Genomic DNA, 16,196 nt, shown 5'->3' with positions numbered 1-16,196 from the left:
ATGCAGACCGGCGCCCGGCATCGACACGACCCCGAGCCCGCTCCGGCGGGGTCGGGCGCGCAATCCGTCGAACGGGCGCTGGCGCTGCTGTCGCTGGTCGGGCGTGGCGGCGATGCGGGCCGCGGGCTGGCCGGGCTGGTCAGCGAAACCGGCCTGTCGCGCCCGACGGCGCGGCGGCTGCTGATGGCGCTGGCCGGTGCGGGACTGATCGAACAGGACGGCGCGACGCGGCGCTATCATCTGGGCCCCGAGGCGTTTCTGCTGGGATCATTGGCGGCGTCGCGGCACGGCATGCTGAACCACGCGGCCGACAATCTGCGCCGTCTGGCGCGGGCGACCGGCGACACTGCCTTCATCTCGGTTCCGCAAGGCGATCATATCCTGTGCCTGCACCGCGAGGACGGCGATTTTCCGATCCGCACCCATGCGTTGCAGAAGGGCGACCGCAATCCGCTGGGGGTGGGCGCCGGCGGTCTGGCGGTGCTGGCCGCCATGCCCAAGGCGCGTGCCGATGCGGTTCTGGCGCGGTTGCAGGACGCGCTGCGGCAAAGGATGGGCGCAGCCTCGGATCGTCTGGGCGCCGATGTGGATCTGGCGCGGGAACGCGGCTATGCCGTCAATCCGGGACGGGTCGTGGCCGGTTCATGGGGCATCGGCGTGGCGATCCTGTGGCCCGACGGCACCCCCGCCGCCGCGCTGTCGCTGGCCGCGATCGAGGCCCGGATGGGTTCCGATCGCCAGCCGCGGCTGGCGGCCCTGCTGCACGACGAGGCGCGGCTGATCGAGGCGGCACTGGCCGCCGGCAGAAAGGAACGGCAATGATGCAGAATGATCCGCTGATCGTTGGCTGGGCACATACGAAATTCGGCAAGTCCGAGGCCCCCGACACGATGGCCCTGATGGCCGAGGTGGCGCGGCCGGCGCTGGACCATGCCGGGATCCCGCCCGACGCGGTGGACGGCATCTTCGCGGGGGTCTGGAACAACGGTTTCAGCCGGCAGGATTTTCAGGGTGCGCTGGTTGCGATGGGCACACCGGAACTGGCGGGCGTGCCCTTCATGCGGACGGAGAACGCCTGCGCCACCGGCTCGGCCGCGCTGTATGCGGCGGCGGATTTCATCGCTTCGGGGCGGGGCCGCACGGCGCTGGTGATCGGGGCCGAGAAGATGACCGCGACCCCCGTGGCCGAGGTCGGCGACATTCTTCTGGCGGCCAGCTACGTCGCCGAGGAGGCCGATGTCGAGGGCGGCTTCGCAGGCGTCTTCGGCCAGATCGCCGGCAGCTATTTCCAGCGCCACGGCGACCGGTCCCACGAGATGGCGATGATCGCCGCCAAGAATCACGAAAACGGGATGCGCAATCCCCATGCCCACATGCAGAAGGATTTCGGCATCGATTTCTGCAACACGATTTCCGACAAGAACCCGCGCGTGGCCGGGCCGCTGCGGCGCACGGATTGCTCGCTGATCTCGGACGGGGCGGCGGCGATCGTGCTGGCCGATGTGGAAACCGCCGCCGGGCTGGCGCGGGGGATCGGGTTCCGGGCGCGGGCTCAGGCGGGCGATCTGCTGGCCCTGTCGCGGCGCGACCCGATCGCTTTCGAGGGCGCGCACCGGGCATGGGCCGCGGCACTGGCTCGGGCCGGGCTGGCGATCCATGATCTGGATCTGGTCGAGACGCATGATTGTTTCACCATCGCCGAGATGATCGAATACGAGGCGATGGGGCTGGCCCCCGCCGGGCAGGGCTGGCGGGCGATCCGCGACGGCGTGACCCGGTTCGACGGGGCGCTGCCGGTCAACCCCTCGGGCGGGCTGAAATCGCGCGGCCATCCGATCGGCGCGACCGGCGTCAGCCAGCACGTCATGGCCGCGATGCAGTTGATGGCCGAAGGCGGCGCCATGCAGGTGCCGGATGCGGCGCTTGCGGGCGTGTTCAACATGGGCGGGGCGGCGGTCGCGAATTACTGTTCCATCCTGGAGCGGGTGAGATGAGCCCGTTGCAGCCGCCGGTTTCGACACGGGTGATGAACCTGGCCACCTTCCTGACGCAAGCGGCGCGGCGGGTGCCGCAGGACGTGGCGCTGGTCATGGGCGATGCGCAATGGACCTGGGCCCAGTTCGAGGCGCGGACCGATGCGCTGGCCCTGGCCTTGCAGGACATGGGCCTGGACAAGGGCGACCGGGTGCTGTGCCAGTCGCAGAACTGCATGGAGATGATGCAGGCCATGTTCGCCGTCTGGCGCGCGGGCGGCGTCTGGGTGCCCGCGAATTACCGCCAGACGCCCGAGGAACTGGTCTATCTGACCGAAAGCTCGGGCGCGCGGTTCATGATCTGCAATGCGCGTTTCCCCGATCACGCGGCGGCCTGCGCCGGGGCCGCGCCGGACCTGCGCCTGCTGGCTTTCGGGGATGCCGATTTCGGCCCCTCCGTAAGCGCGCTGACCGAGGCGCATCTGGGCCGGCATCCGCAGGTGGCGGCGGTGGATCGCGACGATCCCTGCTGGTTCTTCTTCACCTCCGGCACGACCGGGCGGCCCAAGGCATCGGTGCTGACCCATGGGCAGATGGCCTTTGTCGTCACCAGCCATCTGGCCGACCTGATGCCGGGGCTGACGCCCGAGGATGCCTCGCTGGTCGTGGCGCCGCTGTCGCACGGCGCCGGGGTGCATCAACTGACCCAGGTGGCCCGCGCGGTGAAGACGGTGCTGATGCCATCGGACAAGTTCGACGTGGCGACGGCCTGGAAACTGGTCGAGGTCTGGCGCGTCTCGACCATCTTCACGGTGCCGACGATCCTGAAGATGCTGGTCGAGGATGAAAGCCTGGACCATTTCGATCATACCTCGCTGCGCTACGTCATCTATGCCGGCGCACCGATGTATCGCGAGGATCAGAAACGCGCCTTGGCCGCGCTTGGGCCGGTCCTGGTGCAGTATTTCGGGCTGGGCGAGGTGACGGGCAACATCACCGTCCTGCCCACATGGCTGCACAGCGCGGATGACGATGCCCGCGAAGGCACCTGCGGCTTTCCCCGGACCGGCATCGAGGTGCAGGTGCAGGACGATCAGGGCCGCGCGCTGCCGCCCTTCGAGACGGGCGAGTTGTGCGTGATCGGCCCGGCGGTCTTCGCGGGCTATTTCGACAACGCAGATGCGAATGCCAAATCCTTTCGCGACGGCTGGTTCCGCACCGGCGATCTGGGCCACATGGATGCGCAGGGCTTCGTCTATATCACCGGGCGGGCGTCGGACATGTATATCTCGGGTGGCTCGAACGTCTATCCGCGCGAGATCGAGGAAAAGATCCTGACCCATCCGGCGATCTCCGAGGTCGCGGTGCTGGGCGTGCCCGACCGCAAATGGGGCGAGGTCGGCTGGGCGATCTGCGTCTGCCGCCCCGGCGAAAGCGCGACCGAGGACGGGGTGAAGGATTTCCTGGCGGACAGGATATCGGGATACAAGCGGCCCCACCGGGTGCTGTTCTGGCCGGAACTGCCGAAATCGGCCTATGGCAAGATCACCAAGAAGCTGATCCGCGAGGCGCTGGAGGCGCAATCCCTGCTGGACCGCGCATGAAGGGCCGCATGATCCATCCCGGCCCGCGCGCCACGGCGCGGGTGCAGGCCGTCCGTGCGAGGCTGCGGCGGGTTTCGGGCCGGGTTCGCGCCGGTCAGGGCGTGATGGACGCGGTGGCCGCGATCTTCGAGGCTGCGGGCTGCCGGGGCGGGATGCTGCGGCTGGACGGCGCTGTCTGCGATCCGCTGCATTACGTTCTGCCGGCATTCTCGCGCGACGGGCTTCACGCGGCCTGGTATTCGGACCGGATCGCGCTGGAGGGGCCGACCCTTGTCGGACCGGCCACGGCCATCATCGGGCAAAAGGATGGCGCCACGTTCCTGCATTGCCACGGCATCTGGCAGGATCGCATGGGCCATCTGCTGCCGCTGGATTCGGTGCTGGCCAGGGATGCCGTCCTGCACGGGATCGGCAGCGACGATGCCTGGTTCGAGGCCCTGCCCGATGCCGAAACCGCCTTTACCCTGTTCCAGCCGCAGGGCGGTGGCACCGGCGGCGGGCTTCTGGCGCGGCTGCGGCCGGGCGAGGACGTGGCGACGGCCATTGCCTCGCTCTGCGCCGAGCACGCGATCACCGATGCCCGCATCCACGGCGTCGGCAGCATCGACCATATCCGCTTTCAGGATGGCGCTTGCGTCGATTGCATGGCGACCGAACTGCATTTCGCGGGTGCGGTGCTGCGCGATGGCCGCCCGCATCTGCCCATCGAGGTCGTCGATACCGATGGCCTTGTCCATTCGGGCGTTCTGGCCGAGGGTGCAAACCCGGTCGGCGTCACCGTCGAAATCGTCATCGAACCGGAGGAAATGTCATGAGCCATGAGGCAAAGGTCGCATTGGTCACGGGGGCCGCGCGCGGCATCGGGCTGGCCAGCACGGAGCTGTTTCTGGAACAGGGCTGGCGCGTCGTCATGGTCGATCGGGACGCCGAGGAACTGACCAGCGCCGCCGCCGCCCTGAAGGGCGTGCATGTCATTGCCGCCGACATTTCGGACCGCGAACAGGTTCAGGCGATGGCGGCCGAGGCGTTGCAGGTCTTTGGCAGGGTGGACGCGCTGGTCAACAATGCCGGCGTGGCCCTGTTCGGCCGGGTCGAGAACACCGGTTACGAGGCCTGGCGCGAGGTCATGCAGACCAATCTGGACGGGGTTTTCCTGTGCTCGCAGGCGCTGGTTCCGGCGCTGACCGACAGCAAGGGCGCAATCGTGAACATCGCCTCGATTTCGGGGCTGCGCGCCTCGACCCTGCGGGTGGCCTATGGCACCTCGAAGGCGGCGGTGATCCACATGACCAAGCAATTCGCCGTCGAACTGGGCGAAAAGGGCATCCGTGTGAATTGCATCGCCCCCGGTCCGGTGCGCACCAAGCTGGCGATGGCGGTTCACGCGCCGGAAATCATCGCGGCCTATTACGACGCCATTCCGCTGAACCGCTACGGCGAGGCACGCGAGATCGCCGAGGGGATCGTGTTTCTGGCCTCTGGCAAGGCCAGCTTCATCACCGGGCAGGTTCTGGCCGTCGATGGCGGTTTCGATGCGGCGGGGGTCGGCCTGCCCGCTCTGCGGCGTGGCGAGGGCTAGAAACCGGGGCGGCAGGGACCGCGTTGGACAGCGGACATCGCGACAGGAGGATGCCATGACCACCAACCATGTGCCTTTCGACATTCCCGAGGATCTGCGCCGCGGGCTGGCGGTCGAGGCCGCGCGTTCGGGCAAGAGCCAGTCACGGATCGTGGCCGAAGCGCTGGAAAAGGCCGGGATCGACCGGGTCAGCGCCGATGATATGGACAAGCTGATGCACGGATCGCAATAGGCCGCCCGGCTCTGGCCCCGGTTCGCGTAATCTGCAAGTTTGTCCGGCGACATCTGAATGTGCCGAAGGAGGGCGGACAGTGAAATTCTTGCGTTATGGCGAAGCCGGGGCCGAACGGCCCGGGCTTCTGGACCGCGATGGCCGCATCCGCGACCTGTCGGACCATATCGACGATCTGCGCGGCGCGGTGCTGGGCGATCTGGCTGCGCTTTCCGGGCTGGATCCGGCCTCGCTGCCGCTGGTCGAGGGCGCGCCCCGCCTGGGGCCGCCGGTCGCCGGCACCGGCAAGATGATCTGCATCGGGCTGAACTATGCCGATCACGCCGCCGAATCCGGCATGGCCGTGCCGCCCGAGCCGGTGATCTTCATGAAGGCCACCAGCGCCATCTGCGGCCCCGACGATCCCATCGTGATCCCGCGCGGCAGCGAAAAGACCGATTGGGAGGTCGAACTGGCCGTCATCATCGGCAAGACCGCGAAATATGTCGGCGAGGCCGAGGCGATGGATCACGTCGCAGGCTTCGCAATCGCCAACGACGTGTCCGAACGCGCGTTTCAGGCGGAACGCCAGGGTCAGTGGACCAAGGGCAAGAGCTGCGACAATTTCGGACAGATCGGCCCCTGGCTGGTCACTCCGGACGAGGTCGCCGACCCGCAGGCGCTGGCCATGTGGCTGAAGGTCAATGGCGAGACGCGCCAGGACGGATCGACCGCGACCATGGTCTACAAGGTTCCGTTCCTGATCCATTACCTCAGCCAGTTCATGTCGCTGCATCCGGGCGACGTGATTTCGACCGGGACTCCGCCCGGCGTCGGGATGGGGATGAAGCCGCCGCGCTATCTGAAGGCGGGCGATGTGATTGAACTGGGCATCGAGGGGCTGGGATCGCAGCGCCAGGATGTGGTGGCGGATTGAAAAGGATCGCGACATGACGCCAGAACTTGTGCAAATCTCGCCCCTGCGGGCCATCGTTTCCGAGCGGCTTTCCGAAAAATTCGTGATCCACCGGTTGTGGGAGGCGGAAGACCCCGATGCGCTGCTGGCCCAGATCGGGCCGCGCGTGCGCGGCCTTCTGGCGGGCGGCACGCGGATCGACGGGTCTTTCATGGACCGTCTGCCGGCGCTGGAAATCATCGCCGCGTTCGGTGTCGGCTACGACCAGATCGACGCCGAGGCGGCGGCCGGGCGCGGCGTGGTGGTGACGCATACACCCGACGTTCTCAGCGACGAGGTGGCCGATATCACCATTGCTCTGCTGATCGGCACGATCCGGCGCCTGCCGCAGGCGCAGGATTACCTGCGCGCCGGGAAATGGGCGGAGCAGGGGGCCTTTCCGCTGACCGCCAGCCTGCGCGGACGCAAGGTCGGCATTTTCGGGCTGGGCCGGATCGGCAAGGCGATCTGGAAGCGGCTGGATGCGATGGGGCTGGAAGTCGCCTATTGCGGACGAAACCGCCAGGACCTGCCGCTGAATTATTTCGACGACATCACCGAACTGGCCCGTGCCTGCGATGTCCTGATCCTGGCCGCGCCGGGAACCGAGGAGACGCAGGGAATCGTCGATGAGGATGTTCTGGACGCCTTGGGCCGCGACGGGTTTCTGATCAATATCGGCCGGGGCGCCCTGGTGAACGAGGCCGATCTGGCGGCGGCGCTGGCCCAGGGCCGGATCGCCGGGGCCGGGCTGGACGTCTTCGCCGACGAACCGCACCCGCTGCCGGCACTGCTGGAGGCGCCCAACACCATGTTGCTGCCGCATGTCGCCTCGGCCTCGGACCATACGCGCGACGCGATGGGGCAATTGGTCGTGGACAACGTGACAAGCTGGTTCGAACGCGGCCGTCCGGTCACGCCGGTCCCGGAATCCCGATCGCTGTTGACGGAATAGGCCGGGCCGTCACTGTCCGGCCCGGCCCGCGGCTGGCCGCGATCGCGGCCCGACAGGATCAGCGGCCTATCGGCTGGCGGGTCACTGTTCGGCGATCTGCGAGGCGCCGGCATCGGACAGCGCGCGAAGGACAGCCTCGGTCGACAGGATCTCGGGCAGGACGATGCCTTCCGGCGCATTCGGGCCGTAGGCGACGTTGAACGGAATTCCGAACCGCCCGAAGCTTTCCAGATAGCGGGATATGGCTTCGTCGGGCCGCGTCCAGTCGGCCTGCATGGCGATGATGCCAGGTTCGCGCAGGCGCGAGACGACCGGCTCTCGGTCGAGGACAAGTGCCTTGTTCGCCTTGCAGGTCAGGCACCAGTCGGCGGTCACGTCCACGAAGACGACCTGCCCGGTCGAGACATGGCGGGGGATCGCGGCGCGGTCGAAAGCGGCCCAGTCGGTCGCCACGCCGGGAACGGACCTGCTGTCCGTATCGGACAGGAAACCCGCCACCGCGATCGCCAACACGACCAGCGCGGCGGAACCCGGAATCCTGATCACCGCCGGCACCCGGCCCAGCGACAAAAGCCCCGCCACCCCGATGCTGGCCAGCCCGACCCAGAGGGCGGTCCGCCGGCCCGCCACGCCGCCGAGAACCCAGAACAGCCACAGAGCCGTCGCTGCAAGCGCAAGGCCCAGGACCACCTTCAGCACGATCATCCAGCGCCCGGGCCTGGGCAGTCTTTGAACAAGTCGCGGAAAGGCGGCGACGACCAGGTAAGGAACGGCCAGGCCGGCCCCCAGGGCCGTGAAGACCACCACGATGTCGACAGCCCGCCCGGCCAGGGCAAAGGCGATCGCCGTGCCCAGCAGGGGGGCCGAACAGGGCGTGGCGAGAATGGCCGCAAAGGCGCCTGTCGCGAAATCGCCGCCATAGCCTTTTCCGCCGCCGGCACGGGCCAGCCGCGTCTGCCACGATGACGGCAGCGCAATCTCGAAAAAGCCGAACAGGTTCGCCGAAAAGACCACCAGCACGACCAGCATCACCGCCAGAAAGACCGGGTTCTGGAATTGCAGACCCCATCCCACGGTCAGACCGAAAGCCCTGATGGCAATCGTCGCTGCGGCGAGAATCCAGATGAACGCCATCACGCCAAGGGCCGAGACGGCAAATCCGCGGCGAATGCGCGGCAGCGACTGGCCGCCGGATTTGACCGCCGAGGACAGCTTGATCGACAGCACCGGCAGCACGCAGGGCATCACGTTCAGGATCAGGCCGCCGAGAAAGGCGACGACGGCGATCCAGGCCAGTTCATCCAGGCCGGGCACCAGTTCGGCGACGCTGAAGGGCGGCGGCGGGGCCGCGTCGGTCAATCCCGCCTGAATTGTGGCGGCACGCTCGCCGTCGGTGATCGTCACCTGCAACGCGGGAGGGTCATCCTGTGCCGCCAGGATCGGAAGCCGGGCCCAAAGCAGCCGCCCCCCGTCGCCCAGCCGTATATCGGGTTTGCCGAAGGCGGTGAATTCGCCCATTTCCGGAAAGACATCCGGCGTCCTGAACGGATCCTCGCTTCTTGCGGTCAGTGTCAGATTCGTCATCTCCGCATCCACGGATGCGGCGTCGATCGTGATTCCGCTTTCCGTGCCATCGTCCGGCACCCGCGCCGCATAGGACGAAATCAGGCTTGCGGAGGCCTGGTCGATTCCGCTGCCGCGCGGCAGGTCCAGCGAAAGGTCGAAATCCTGTGGAACGCAGACGGTCGAACAGGTCAGCAGGCTGACCCGGGCCCGCAATTCGACAGGGGCATCCGGATTCTTCAGCGTGATGCTGATCGGAAAGACGACCTCTTCATGATAGCCGAAATTCTCGATCCCGAAGGCGGTGAATCGCTGGGGCGCGGGCCACAGAAATTCGGTCTCTGCCACGTTGCTGGACCCCGACCAGTCGATCGAGGGCGGGATCCCGACCTCTCCGGGCGAGCGCCAGTAGGTCTTCCAGTCCTTGCCCAGTCGAAGATAAAGCCCCGCCGAGATCGTCCCTGCGCCCGGAGCGACGCCGTTTTCGGCCGTCAACAGGCGGGCTTCGATGGCCGGGTTGCTGAAACTGTCCGATTCCGCGGCCCAAGTGGCGGTTGCAGCGACGAAAGCCGCCATCAGGGCGACGATCAGGCAGCGGATGACCCGATCGACCCGGCCCGGGATGTTGTTTTTCACGTCTGTCGGCATACCGAAGTCCAGCCTTCCTCTTGTTCCTGGGCGGCGACATCCAGAAGGGTGCCTTCGCTGACCTCGCCCTGGATCGCCGTTCGGCCGATCACCGTCCCGGGCGTGCCGATGAAGGCCAGTATCCGGGCCAGTGCCGCGCTGTTTTCAAGGTCACGGATAACGCTGTCGCTGTCCATGTCCGCGAACATTTTCGCCTGGTCTATACCGATATCCTGCGCAAGAACGCGAAGATATTCGGGCGTGACCTGAAACGGCGTCTTCATGAGACGTTCATGGAACGCCGCATAGGCCCCCTGGATTCTTGCCGCCAGTGCCGCTTTCGCGGCCAGCGTCGAGGCCTGACCCAGAAGCGGCCATTCATGCACGATCACCCGGATGCCGGCGTCGGGACGCGCCTCGATGGCCGAAAGCCGCTTGGTCAGCACACGGCAATAGGGGCAGTAATAATCCGAAAAGAACGCCACCGGAACAGGCTGGCCGTCCCTCGGGGTTTCGCCATAGAGAGAGGCGCAGATATTCTGCCGGACCCTGGATTCGACATCCGCCAGGTTGCTTCGCGATTGCGGCTTCAACCCGAAGAACGGGTCAAAACCGGTCGAACTTTCGCCGCCCGCCAGCCGCCGGAAACCGGACGGGTCGTTCATCTTCTCGAAGACAAGCTTGTCCCCGCCCCAGCCCGGAACGATCCGAAAGCCGGCATACAATGCCGCGAGCCCGGAAAAAATCAGCAGCGTTCGTCGTTTCTCGGAGGTCATTTCGGCGGGTTCGCTTTCATTGCGATCGGTTCACAATCCCATTCGGCTTGCGGAGGCCAGGGCACCCGCGCGGCCATCGTCACGATTCCGCCCGAACCCGGGACGATCCCGGGAAGGCGGACAATATCAACCTGCGGCCCTGATGCCCAGCCGACGCGCAGTGGCCGGGGTTGGCTGCGCCGGGGCGCGCGGCCGCGTCCTCAGTGTCGCCATCTCGGCCGACGGAGGCCGGGTTTTTCCGTGACATCGCTGCATGTCCGGCCTTCTGCCTGTCCGGTGGATGGTCCGATCTCGTTGGCGACCTCCTGCGCGGGAAGGTCAATGCGACGAACCGATCCGGAATTCACTTTTATGTCAGGCTGATTGGGCTTGACCCTCCTGCGCTGGAAGGCGGTCACGGCTGATCGGAAGGGAACGGAAACGGCAGCGTCCGGAAGATAGCCGGTCGATGGATTCGACCGTGGACGTTTCCTTGTGGCCGGGATAGCCAGAACGCCGATGCCTGATCGCCCGATGACCGGCGCTGGAGAGGCGCGCAATTTCGTTTCGGTCGCGGGCAATTCCGGCGATTGGCAATTTCACCGACAGATGTCCGGTCGCGTCCCGGCGGGCATGATGACCTGGGAAGGGTGAGACGGATGCGAACATATTCAATCGTCGCCGCGCTGGTCCTGATCGCCGCCGGCATCGGTTTCGGGTTCTGGCGCCAGAGCGGAACGGATGCCGCCACGGGCGCGATGCCGGAAACCGTCGACATTGCGAAAGGTCAGCAGCTCTATGCCGAATCCTGCGCCGCCTGCCACGGCGCCAATCTCGAAGGGCAGCCCGATTGGCGCCAGGCCGGTCCCGACGGCGTTCTGCCCGCGCCGCCGCATGACGAGACGGGGCATACATGGCATCATGCCGACCGGATGCTTTTCGACTATACGAAACTGGGCGGCAAGGCGGCTCTTGCGCGTCAGGGCATGGATTTCGCCAGCGGAATGCCCGGTTTCGGCGACCAGTTGTCTGATGCCGAGATCTGGAACATCATCGCCTATATCAAATCGACCTGGCCCGAACGCGAGCGTGCGATCCAGGCCGAACGGAATGCTGACCCCGGTTAGCGGAAAGGACATAGAAATGCGATTCATTCGACATGCGGTCATGGCCACCAGCCTTGCGATCCTGCCGCTTGCCTCGGCGGCACAGGAGCCCAGCGACGAGCGGATCAAGGAACTGGCGTTGCAGGCCATCCGCGAAAATCCGCAGATCATCATCGAGGCGATCCAATCCCTGGAAGCCGATCAGGCCGCCGCGCAGTCGCAGGCGCAGTCGGATGTCCTGACGAACCAGCGCGATCTGCTTGAACGCGACCCGAATGCGCCGGTTCTCGGAAATCCGGACGGGGATGTGACCGTCGTCGAGTTCTTCGACTACAATTGCCCCTATTGCAGACGGGCCATGGCCGAGGTCGAGGGTCTTGTAGAAGACGATGAAAATGTCAGGCTTGTCTATCGCGAATGGCCGATCCTCGGGGAGGGATCGGTGTTTGCCGCGCGTGCCGCCCTGGCCTCGCGCGAACAGGGCAAATACGAGGAATTCCATCTGGCTCTGATGGGGATGCAGGGGCGGGCGGAAGAAGCCTCGGTGATGCGGATCGCGGAAGAGATCGGGCTGGATGTCGAGAAATTGCGCGCCGACATGGCCGCGCCGGAAGTCGACGAACATATCGCGACCTCCCGGCGGCTGACGCAGGCGCTTGGCTTCAACGGCACGCCGTCCTTCGTGATCGGCGACAACCTGGTTCCGGGCTTTGTCGAACAGGAACAGCTCGGCGCCCTGGTCGAGCAGGTGCGCAGCGCGGCGCAATAGGATCGACGGGCCGCTTCGGCGCCGGGCTGCCCGGCGCCGAACAGGACTCAGGTTGCGGCCGGATCCGCCACCTCGTAGCCCGCATCGCGGATCGCTTCGGATACGGCGCGGTCGCTGAGAAAGCTTTCGACCGAAACGGTGTGGCTGCCAAGATCGCAATTGACCTTCGCCGTCGGGTCAAGCGCCTTGACGGACTTTTCGATCGCCGCCGTGCAGTGACCGCAACTCATGCCGGGAACGCTGAAGTTGCTCATGTTCATCTCCTTTGTCTGCGCCGACAGGTGGGTGCTTCCAGCACGGGAAGGTCAAGGGGGAAACAAATTCGCCTCGAAACAGTTGACCTTCCAGTAGGTGGAAGCCTTATGTGACGATCCAGCAGTGTAGGAGACAACCATGCCAGCTTCACAAAATCTGCGGATCCCGGTCCAGAACATGTCCTGCGCGTCCTGTGTCGGTCGGGTCGATCGCGCGATTTCGGGGCTGCCCGGCGTCGATGAGGTCAATGTGAACCTTGCGGCGGAGACGGCGCAGTTCCGGATCGATTCCGCCGATCGCCTTCCGCAGGTGGTCCAGGCGCTGGACAGCGCCGGCTATCCCGCCCGCACCCGGAAGGTGCGTCTTGCCATTTCGTCCATGTCCTGTGCGTCCTGCGTCGGCCGCGTCGACAAGGCGCTGGCGGCCGTTCCCGGCGTGACCGAGGTCAATGTCAATCTTGCGTCCGAAACCGCGACCGTGACCTTCGTGGAAGGGGCGGTTGAACTGGACGCGCTGATCCGGGCCGCAGATGCGGCCGGCTATCCCGCGAAGGCCGCCGATGAGACCCCGGTGGAAGAGCGGGGCGAGCGCAAGCAGGCGGAAGTCCGCGCGCTGGCCCGCAAGACCGCCTTCGCGGCGGCGCTGGCCTTACCCGTCTTCATGCTGGAAATGGGCACGATCCTGATTCCGGGAATGCATGATCTGGTCGCGCGGACAATCGGCCAGCAGACAAGCTGGGCGATCCAGTTCGTGATGGTGACCATCGCGATGTTCGGCCCCGGTCGGGATTTCTATACCAAGGGTATTCCCGCGCTGGTGAAAGGCGCGCCGGACATGAACAGTCTGGTCGCGGTGGGCACCGGGGCTGCCTACCTTTATTCCGTCACGGCGCTATTCGCGCCCGCACTGCTGCCCGAGGCGTCCCGCGCCGTCTATTTCGAGGCAGCGGCGGTCATCCTGGCGCTGATCCTTCTGGGTCGGTTCCTGGAAGCCCGCGCCAAGGGCCGTGCGGGGGCGGCGATCCAGAAGCTGCTGGGCCTTCAGGCCCGGACCGCCCGCGTCCTGGTGGATGGCGAGCCGCAGGAAATCGCGATCGAGCGCATTCGCGCCGGCGACGTTCTTGTCGTGCGGCCGGGCGAACGCATCGCCGTGGACGGCGAGGTGACCGAGGGCAGCGCCCATGTCGATGAAAGCATGATCACGGGCGAGCCGATTCCGGTGGCCAAGTCCGCGGGCGATCCGGTCACCGGCGGCACCGTCAACGGGGCCGGCAGCTTCCAGTTTCGTGCCACGCGCGTCGGTGCGGACACGACGCTGGCGCAGATCATCCGCATGGTGGAAGACGCGCAGGGCGCCAAGCTGCCGATTCAGGGCCTGGTCGACAGGATCACGCTGTGGTTCGTGCCCGCGGTGATGGCCCTTGCGGCGGTGACCGTGCTGGTCTGGCTTCTGGTCGGGCCATCGCCTGCCCTGTCCTATGCCGTGGTGGCGGGCGTATCGGTGCTGATCATCGCCTGCCCTTGCGCAATGGGGCTTGCGACGCCCACCTCGATCATGGTCGGGACCGGCCGCGCCGCGGAAATGGGGGTGCTGTTTCGCAAGGGCGATGCCTTGCAGCAATTGACCTCGGTCGATGTCGTGGCGCTGGACAAGACCGGCACCGTCACCGAGGGCCGACCCGAACTGACCGATCTGGAACTGGCCGAAGGGTTCGACCGCGCCGAGGTGCTGGGGCTGGTCGCCGCTGTCGAGGAACGGTCCGAACATCCCATCGCCGAAGCGATCGTCCGCGCCGCCCAGTCCGAGGGCGCTGCCCGACAGGAAACCGGGAATTTCGAATCGATCACCGGTTTCGGCGTGCGCGCGACGGTATCGGGTCGCGACGTGCTTGTCGGCGCCGACCGGCTGATGATCCGCGAAGGGCTTTCGATCGACGCGCTCGCGGAGGCCGAAACGCGACTCGCCTCGCGCGGTCGCACTGCCCTGTTCGCCGCCGTGGACGGACGTGTGGCTGCGGTCTTCGGCGTCGCCGATCCGGTGAAACGCTCCAGCGCCGAGGCGATTGCGGCGCTGCACGATCTGGGCCTGAAGGTCGCGATGATCACCGGCGACAAGCGCGAGACGGCCGAGGCCATCGCGCGCGAGACCGGCATCGACCATGTGATCGCCGGTGTCCTGCCCGATGGCAAGGTCTCCGCGCTTGACGACCTGCGCGCCGACGGACAGCGGATCGCCTTTGTCGGTGACGGTATCAACGACGCACCCGCGCTGGCCCATTCCGATGTCGGCATCGCGATCGGCACCGGGACCGATGTCGCCATCGAGTCGGCCGACGTGGTGCTGATGTCGGGCGATCTTCGCGGAGTCGTGAACGCATTCGACGTATCGACACGAACCATGCGCAACATCCGCCAGAACCTGTTCTGGGCTTTCGGCTACAATGTCGCGCTGATCCCGGTCGCGGCGGGCGTGATCTATCCGGTATCGGGATTGCTGCTGTCGCCGATGCTGGCCGCCGGCGCCATGGCGCTGAGTTCGGTCTTTGTCCTGACCAACGCCTTGCGGCTGCGCCGGGTCCGTCCGGTCATGGAAGAGACCGGCAAGGGTCCGGAAAGGTCGGGGTCGCCCACCGTTTCCCCGGTCGCCGCAGAATAGAAAGGGCCACGACATGAATATCGGAGATGTTGCCACCCTGTCCGGCCTGCCGGCCAAGACGATCCGCTACTACGAGGATATCGGTTTCGTGAAGCCGCTTCGCAGCCAGAACGGCTATCGGATCTTCAGGGAAAGCGACGCGCACAAGCTTGCCTTTCTCGGCCGTGCGCGCGCCCTGGGCTTTTCCATCGAGGATTGCCGCAATCTGCTTGCGCTCTACGAGGACGAAAGACGCGCAAGCGCCGAGGTGAAGGATATCGCCGGCCAGCACCTGAAGCGGATCGACAGAAAGATCGCGGAACTTGTGGAAATGCGCGCGACCCTTGCGCATCTTTTCGAGGCCTGCGCCGGAGACCACCGACCGGATTGTCCCATCCTCGCCGACCTTGCCACGAAAGGCCCGGACGGCGAGGTGCTGGACAGGACCGGCTGAGGGAATCCGAGAATTTGGTCTGGTCCCTTTTTCTGGCGGTCGCCCTGTTCGGGCTGAGCGGGCTGGTTCATCTTCGCGCGATGAATCTGGTGATGAGATTCGGCGACAGCCCCGGATTGTCGGGATCGGGGCGGGTTCTGGTGGCACTCTATACGCTGGGGATCGCCCATGTCGTTGAAGCCGGCCTCTATGCGGTCGGCTTCAGCATGGGTGAGGCATTGGGCATCGGGGGTTTTGAACAGGATATCGTCGATTCGTTCATGGATGTCTTCTACTTCTCGCTCGTCAATTATTCGTCTCTTGGGCTGGGCGATATCTATCCCACCGGGCATTTGCGGTTCCTCGCCGGCATCGAGGCTTTGAACGGATTTCTTCTGATCAGCTGTTCGGCCTCGACGATTTTCCTGGTGGTGACCAAGCGCGGGAACTGACGGATCGCACGTCCCTCGCTGTCTGGCGCCGGTCCGGGTCGGCGCAGTCTGCGCGCCTGGTTCCCAAGCTTGCGGACGACGAGGCTGGACCGGTTCATGCACTGCGCGCGCCCATCGTCAGGGCGCGCTTTCGCCTTTCAGATTCCATCGCCGGCAGCGTCAATACCCATGCCGCAACCCGGCCGGATTGCGGACCGGTGCGAAGCGGGTTGACCGGCTGCGGAATCATTCATTATACATAATACAAAATTACGCCAGATTGTCGGAGGAGGGACATCGGGTGGTTCGCGCGGCCGAAATGGCGGTTACCCCACGGCGAATGCGG

16 protein-coding genes are annotated in these 16,196 nt (G+C 66.0%); 13 read left to right on the top strand and 3 right to left on the bottom strand.

The genetic code is table 11. The features are described from left to right. From B4A72_RS12485 to B4A72_RS12450, 8 genes are all read left to right on the top strand, one after another. On the top strand, positions 1 to 822 hold the full coding sequence (locus tag B4A72_RS12485; protein ID WP_292956438.1) for an IclR family transcriptional regulator: 822 nt from the start codon (positions 1 to 3) through the stop codon (positions 820 to 822). Continuing rightward, positions 822 to 1,994, top strand: coding sequence for an acetyl-CoA acetyltransferase (locus tag B4A72_RS12480; RefSeq protein ID WP_292978732.1), 1,173 nt, complete (start codon positions 822 to 824; stop codon positions 1,992 to 1,994). Before B4A72_RS12485 ends, B4A72_RS12480 begins: the two co-directional genes overlap by 1 nt. Next, positions 1,991 to 3,577 (top strand): acyl-CoA synthetase, encoded by a 1,587-nt coding sequence (locus B4A72_RS12475; RefSeq protein WP_292978730.1) that lies wholly within the window; start codon positions 1,991 to 1,993, stop codon positions 3,575 to 3,577. Before B4A72_RS12480 ends, B4A72_RS12475 begins: the two co-directional genes overlap by 4 nt. Continuing rightward, a complete protein-coding gene (locus B4A72_RS12470; RefSeq protein WP_292956447.1) occupies positions 3,574 to 4,392 on the top strand; it encodes a PCC domain-containing protein in 819 nt (272 codons plus the stop codon). Before B4A72_RS12475 ends, B4A72_RS12470 begins: the two co-directional genes overlap by 4 nt. Then, entirely contained in the window at positions 4,389 to 5,156 is a 768-nt protein-coding gene (locus B4A72_RS12465) for an SDR family NAD(P)-dependent oxidoreductase (protein ID WP_292956450.1), read from the top strand. Before B4A72_RS12470 ends, B4A72_RS12465 begins: the two co-directional genes overlap by 4 nt. A gap of 55 nt (positions 5,157 to 5,211) precedes the next feature. Then, the gene (locus B4A72_RS12460; protein ID WP_292956453.1) at positions 5,212 to 5,388 is read left to right on the top strand and encodes a hypothetical protein; all 177 of its coding nucleotides are present in this window, start codon (positions 5,212 to 5,214) and stop codon (positions 5,386 to 5,388) included. 79 nt (positions 5,389 to 5,467) lie between these two features. After that, on the top strand, positions 5,468 to 6,304 hold the full coding sequence (locus tag B4A72_RS12455) for a fumarylacetoacetate hydrolase family protein (protein ID WP_292956456.1): 837 nt from the start codon (positions 5,468 to 5,470) through the stop codon (positions 6,302 to 6,304). A 13-nt stretch (positions 6,305 to 6,317) separates the two neighbouring features. Next, on the top strand, positions 6,318 to 7,277 hold the full coding sequence (locus B4A72_RS12450) for a 2-hydroxyacid dehydrogenase (protein WP_292956459.1): 960 nt from the start codon (positions 6,318 to 6,320) through the stop codon (positions 7,275 to 7,277). 81 nt (positions 7,278 to 7,358) lie between these two features. Here the strand turns inward: B4A72_RS12450 and B4A72_RS12445 are convergent, their stop codons facing one another. Further along, the gene (locus B4A72_RS12445; RefSeq protein ID WP_292956462.1) at positions 7,359 to 9,476 is read right to left on the bottom strand and encodes a protein-disulfide reductase DsbD family protein; all 2,118 of its coding nucleotides are present in this window, start codon (positions 9,474 to 9,476) and stop codon (positions 7,359 to 7,361) included. Continuing rightward, positions 9,473 to 10,243 (bottom strand): DsbA family protein, encoded by a 771-nt coding sequence (locus B4A72_RS12440; RefSeq protein WP_292956465.1) that lies wholly within the window; start codon positions 10,241 to 10,243, stop codon positions 9,473 to 9,475. The genes B4A72_RS12445 and B4A72_RS12440 overlap by 4 nt, the downstream gene beginning before the upstream one ends. A 638-nt stretch (positions 10,244 to 10,881) precedes the next feature. On the opposite strand from B4A72_RS12440, the gene B4A72_RS12435 reads away from it, so the two are divergent. Next, positions 10,882 to 11,349, top strand: coding sequence for a c-type cytochrome (locus tag B4A72_RS12435; protein WP_292956468.1), 468 nt, complete (start codon positions 10,882 to 10,884; stop codon positions 11,347 to 11,349). Between the two features lie 16 nt (positions 11,350 to 11,365). Next, a complete protein-coding gene (locus tag B4A72_RS12430) occupies positions 11,366 to 12,097 on the top strand; it encodes a DsbA family protein (RefSeq protein ID WP_292956471.1) in 732 nt (243 codons plus the stop codon). A gap of 47 nt (positions 12,098 to 12,144) precedes the next feature. Here B4A72_RS12430 and B4A72_RS12425 read toward each other — a convergent pair whose 3' ends face one another. Next, complete coding sequence (locus tag B4A72_RS12425; RefSeq protein ID WP_292956474.1) at positions 12,145 to 12,351, bottom strand: heavy-metal-associated domain-containing protein; 207 nt, start codon at positions 12,349 to 12,351, stop codon at positions 12,145 to 12,147. Positions 12,352 to 12,490: 139 nt separating this feature from the next. Between B4A72_RS12425 and B4A72_RS12420 the strand changes: the two genes are divergently transcribed. The 3 genes from B4A72_RS12420 to B4A72_RS12410 are packed head-to-tail and all read left to right on the top strand — an operon-like array spanning position 12,491 to position 15,871. Beyond that, positions 12,491 to 15,007: a heavy metal translocating P-type ATPase gene (locus tag B4A72_RS12420; protein WP_292978728.1), complete on the top strand. Its 2,517-nt coding sequence runs from the start codon at positions 12,491 to 12,493 to the stop codon at positions 15,005 to 15,007. A gap of 13 nt (positions 15,008 to 15,020) precedes the next feature. Beyond that, the gene (cueR, locus tag B4A72_RS12415; RefSeq protein WP_292956480.1) at positions 15,021 to 15,440 is read left to right on the top strand and encodes a Cu(I)-responsive transcriptional regulator; all 420 of its coding nucleotides are present in this window, start codon (positions 15,021 to 15,023) and stop codon (positions 15,438 to 15,440) included. A gap of 14 nt (positions 15,441 to 15,454) precedes the next feature. Continuing rightward, complete coding sequence (locus B4A72_RS12410) at positions 15,455 to 15,871, top strand: ion channel (RefSeq protein ID WP_292956483.1); 417 nt, start codon at positions 15,455 to 15,457, stop codon at positions 15,869 to 15,871. The last annotated feature ends 325 nt before the right edge of the window (positions 15,872 to 16,196 follow it).

The sequence above is a fragment of the Paracoccus sp. UBA5162 genome (assembly GCF_002413585.1).
Lineage (GTDB): Bacteria > Pseudomonadota > Alphaproteobacteria > Rhodobacterales > Rhodobacteraceae > Paracoccus.
This window is presented reverse-complemented; position numbering and strand designations above follow the sequence as displayed.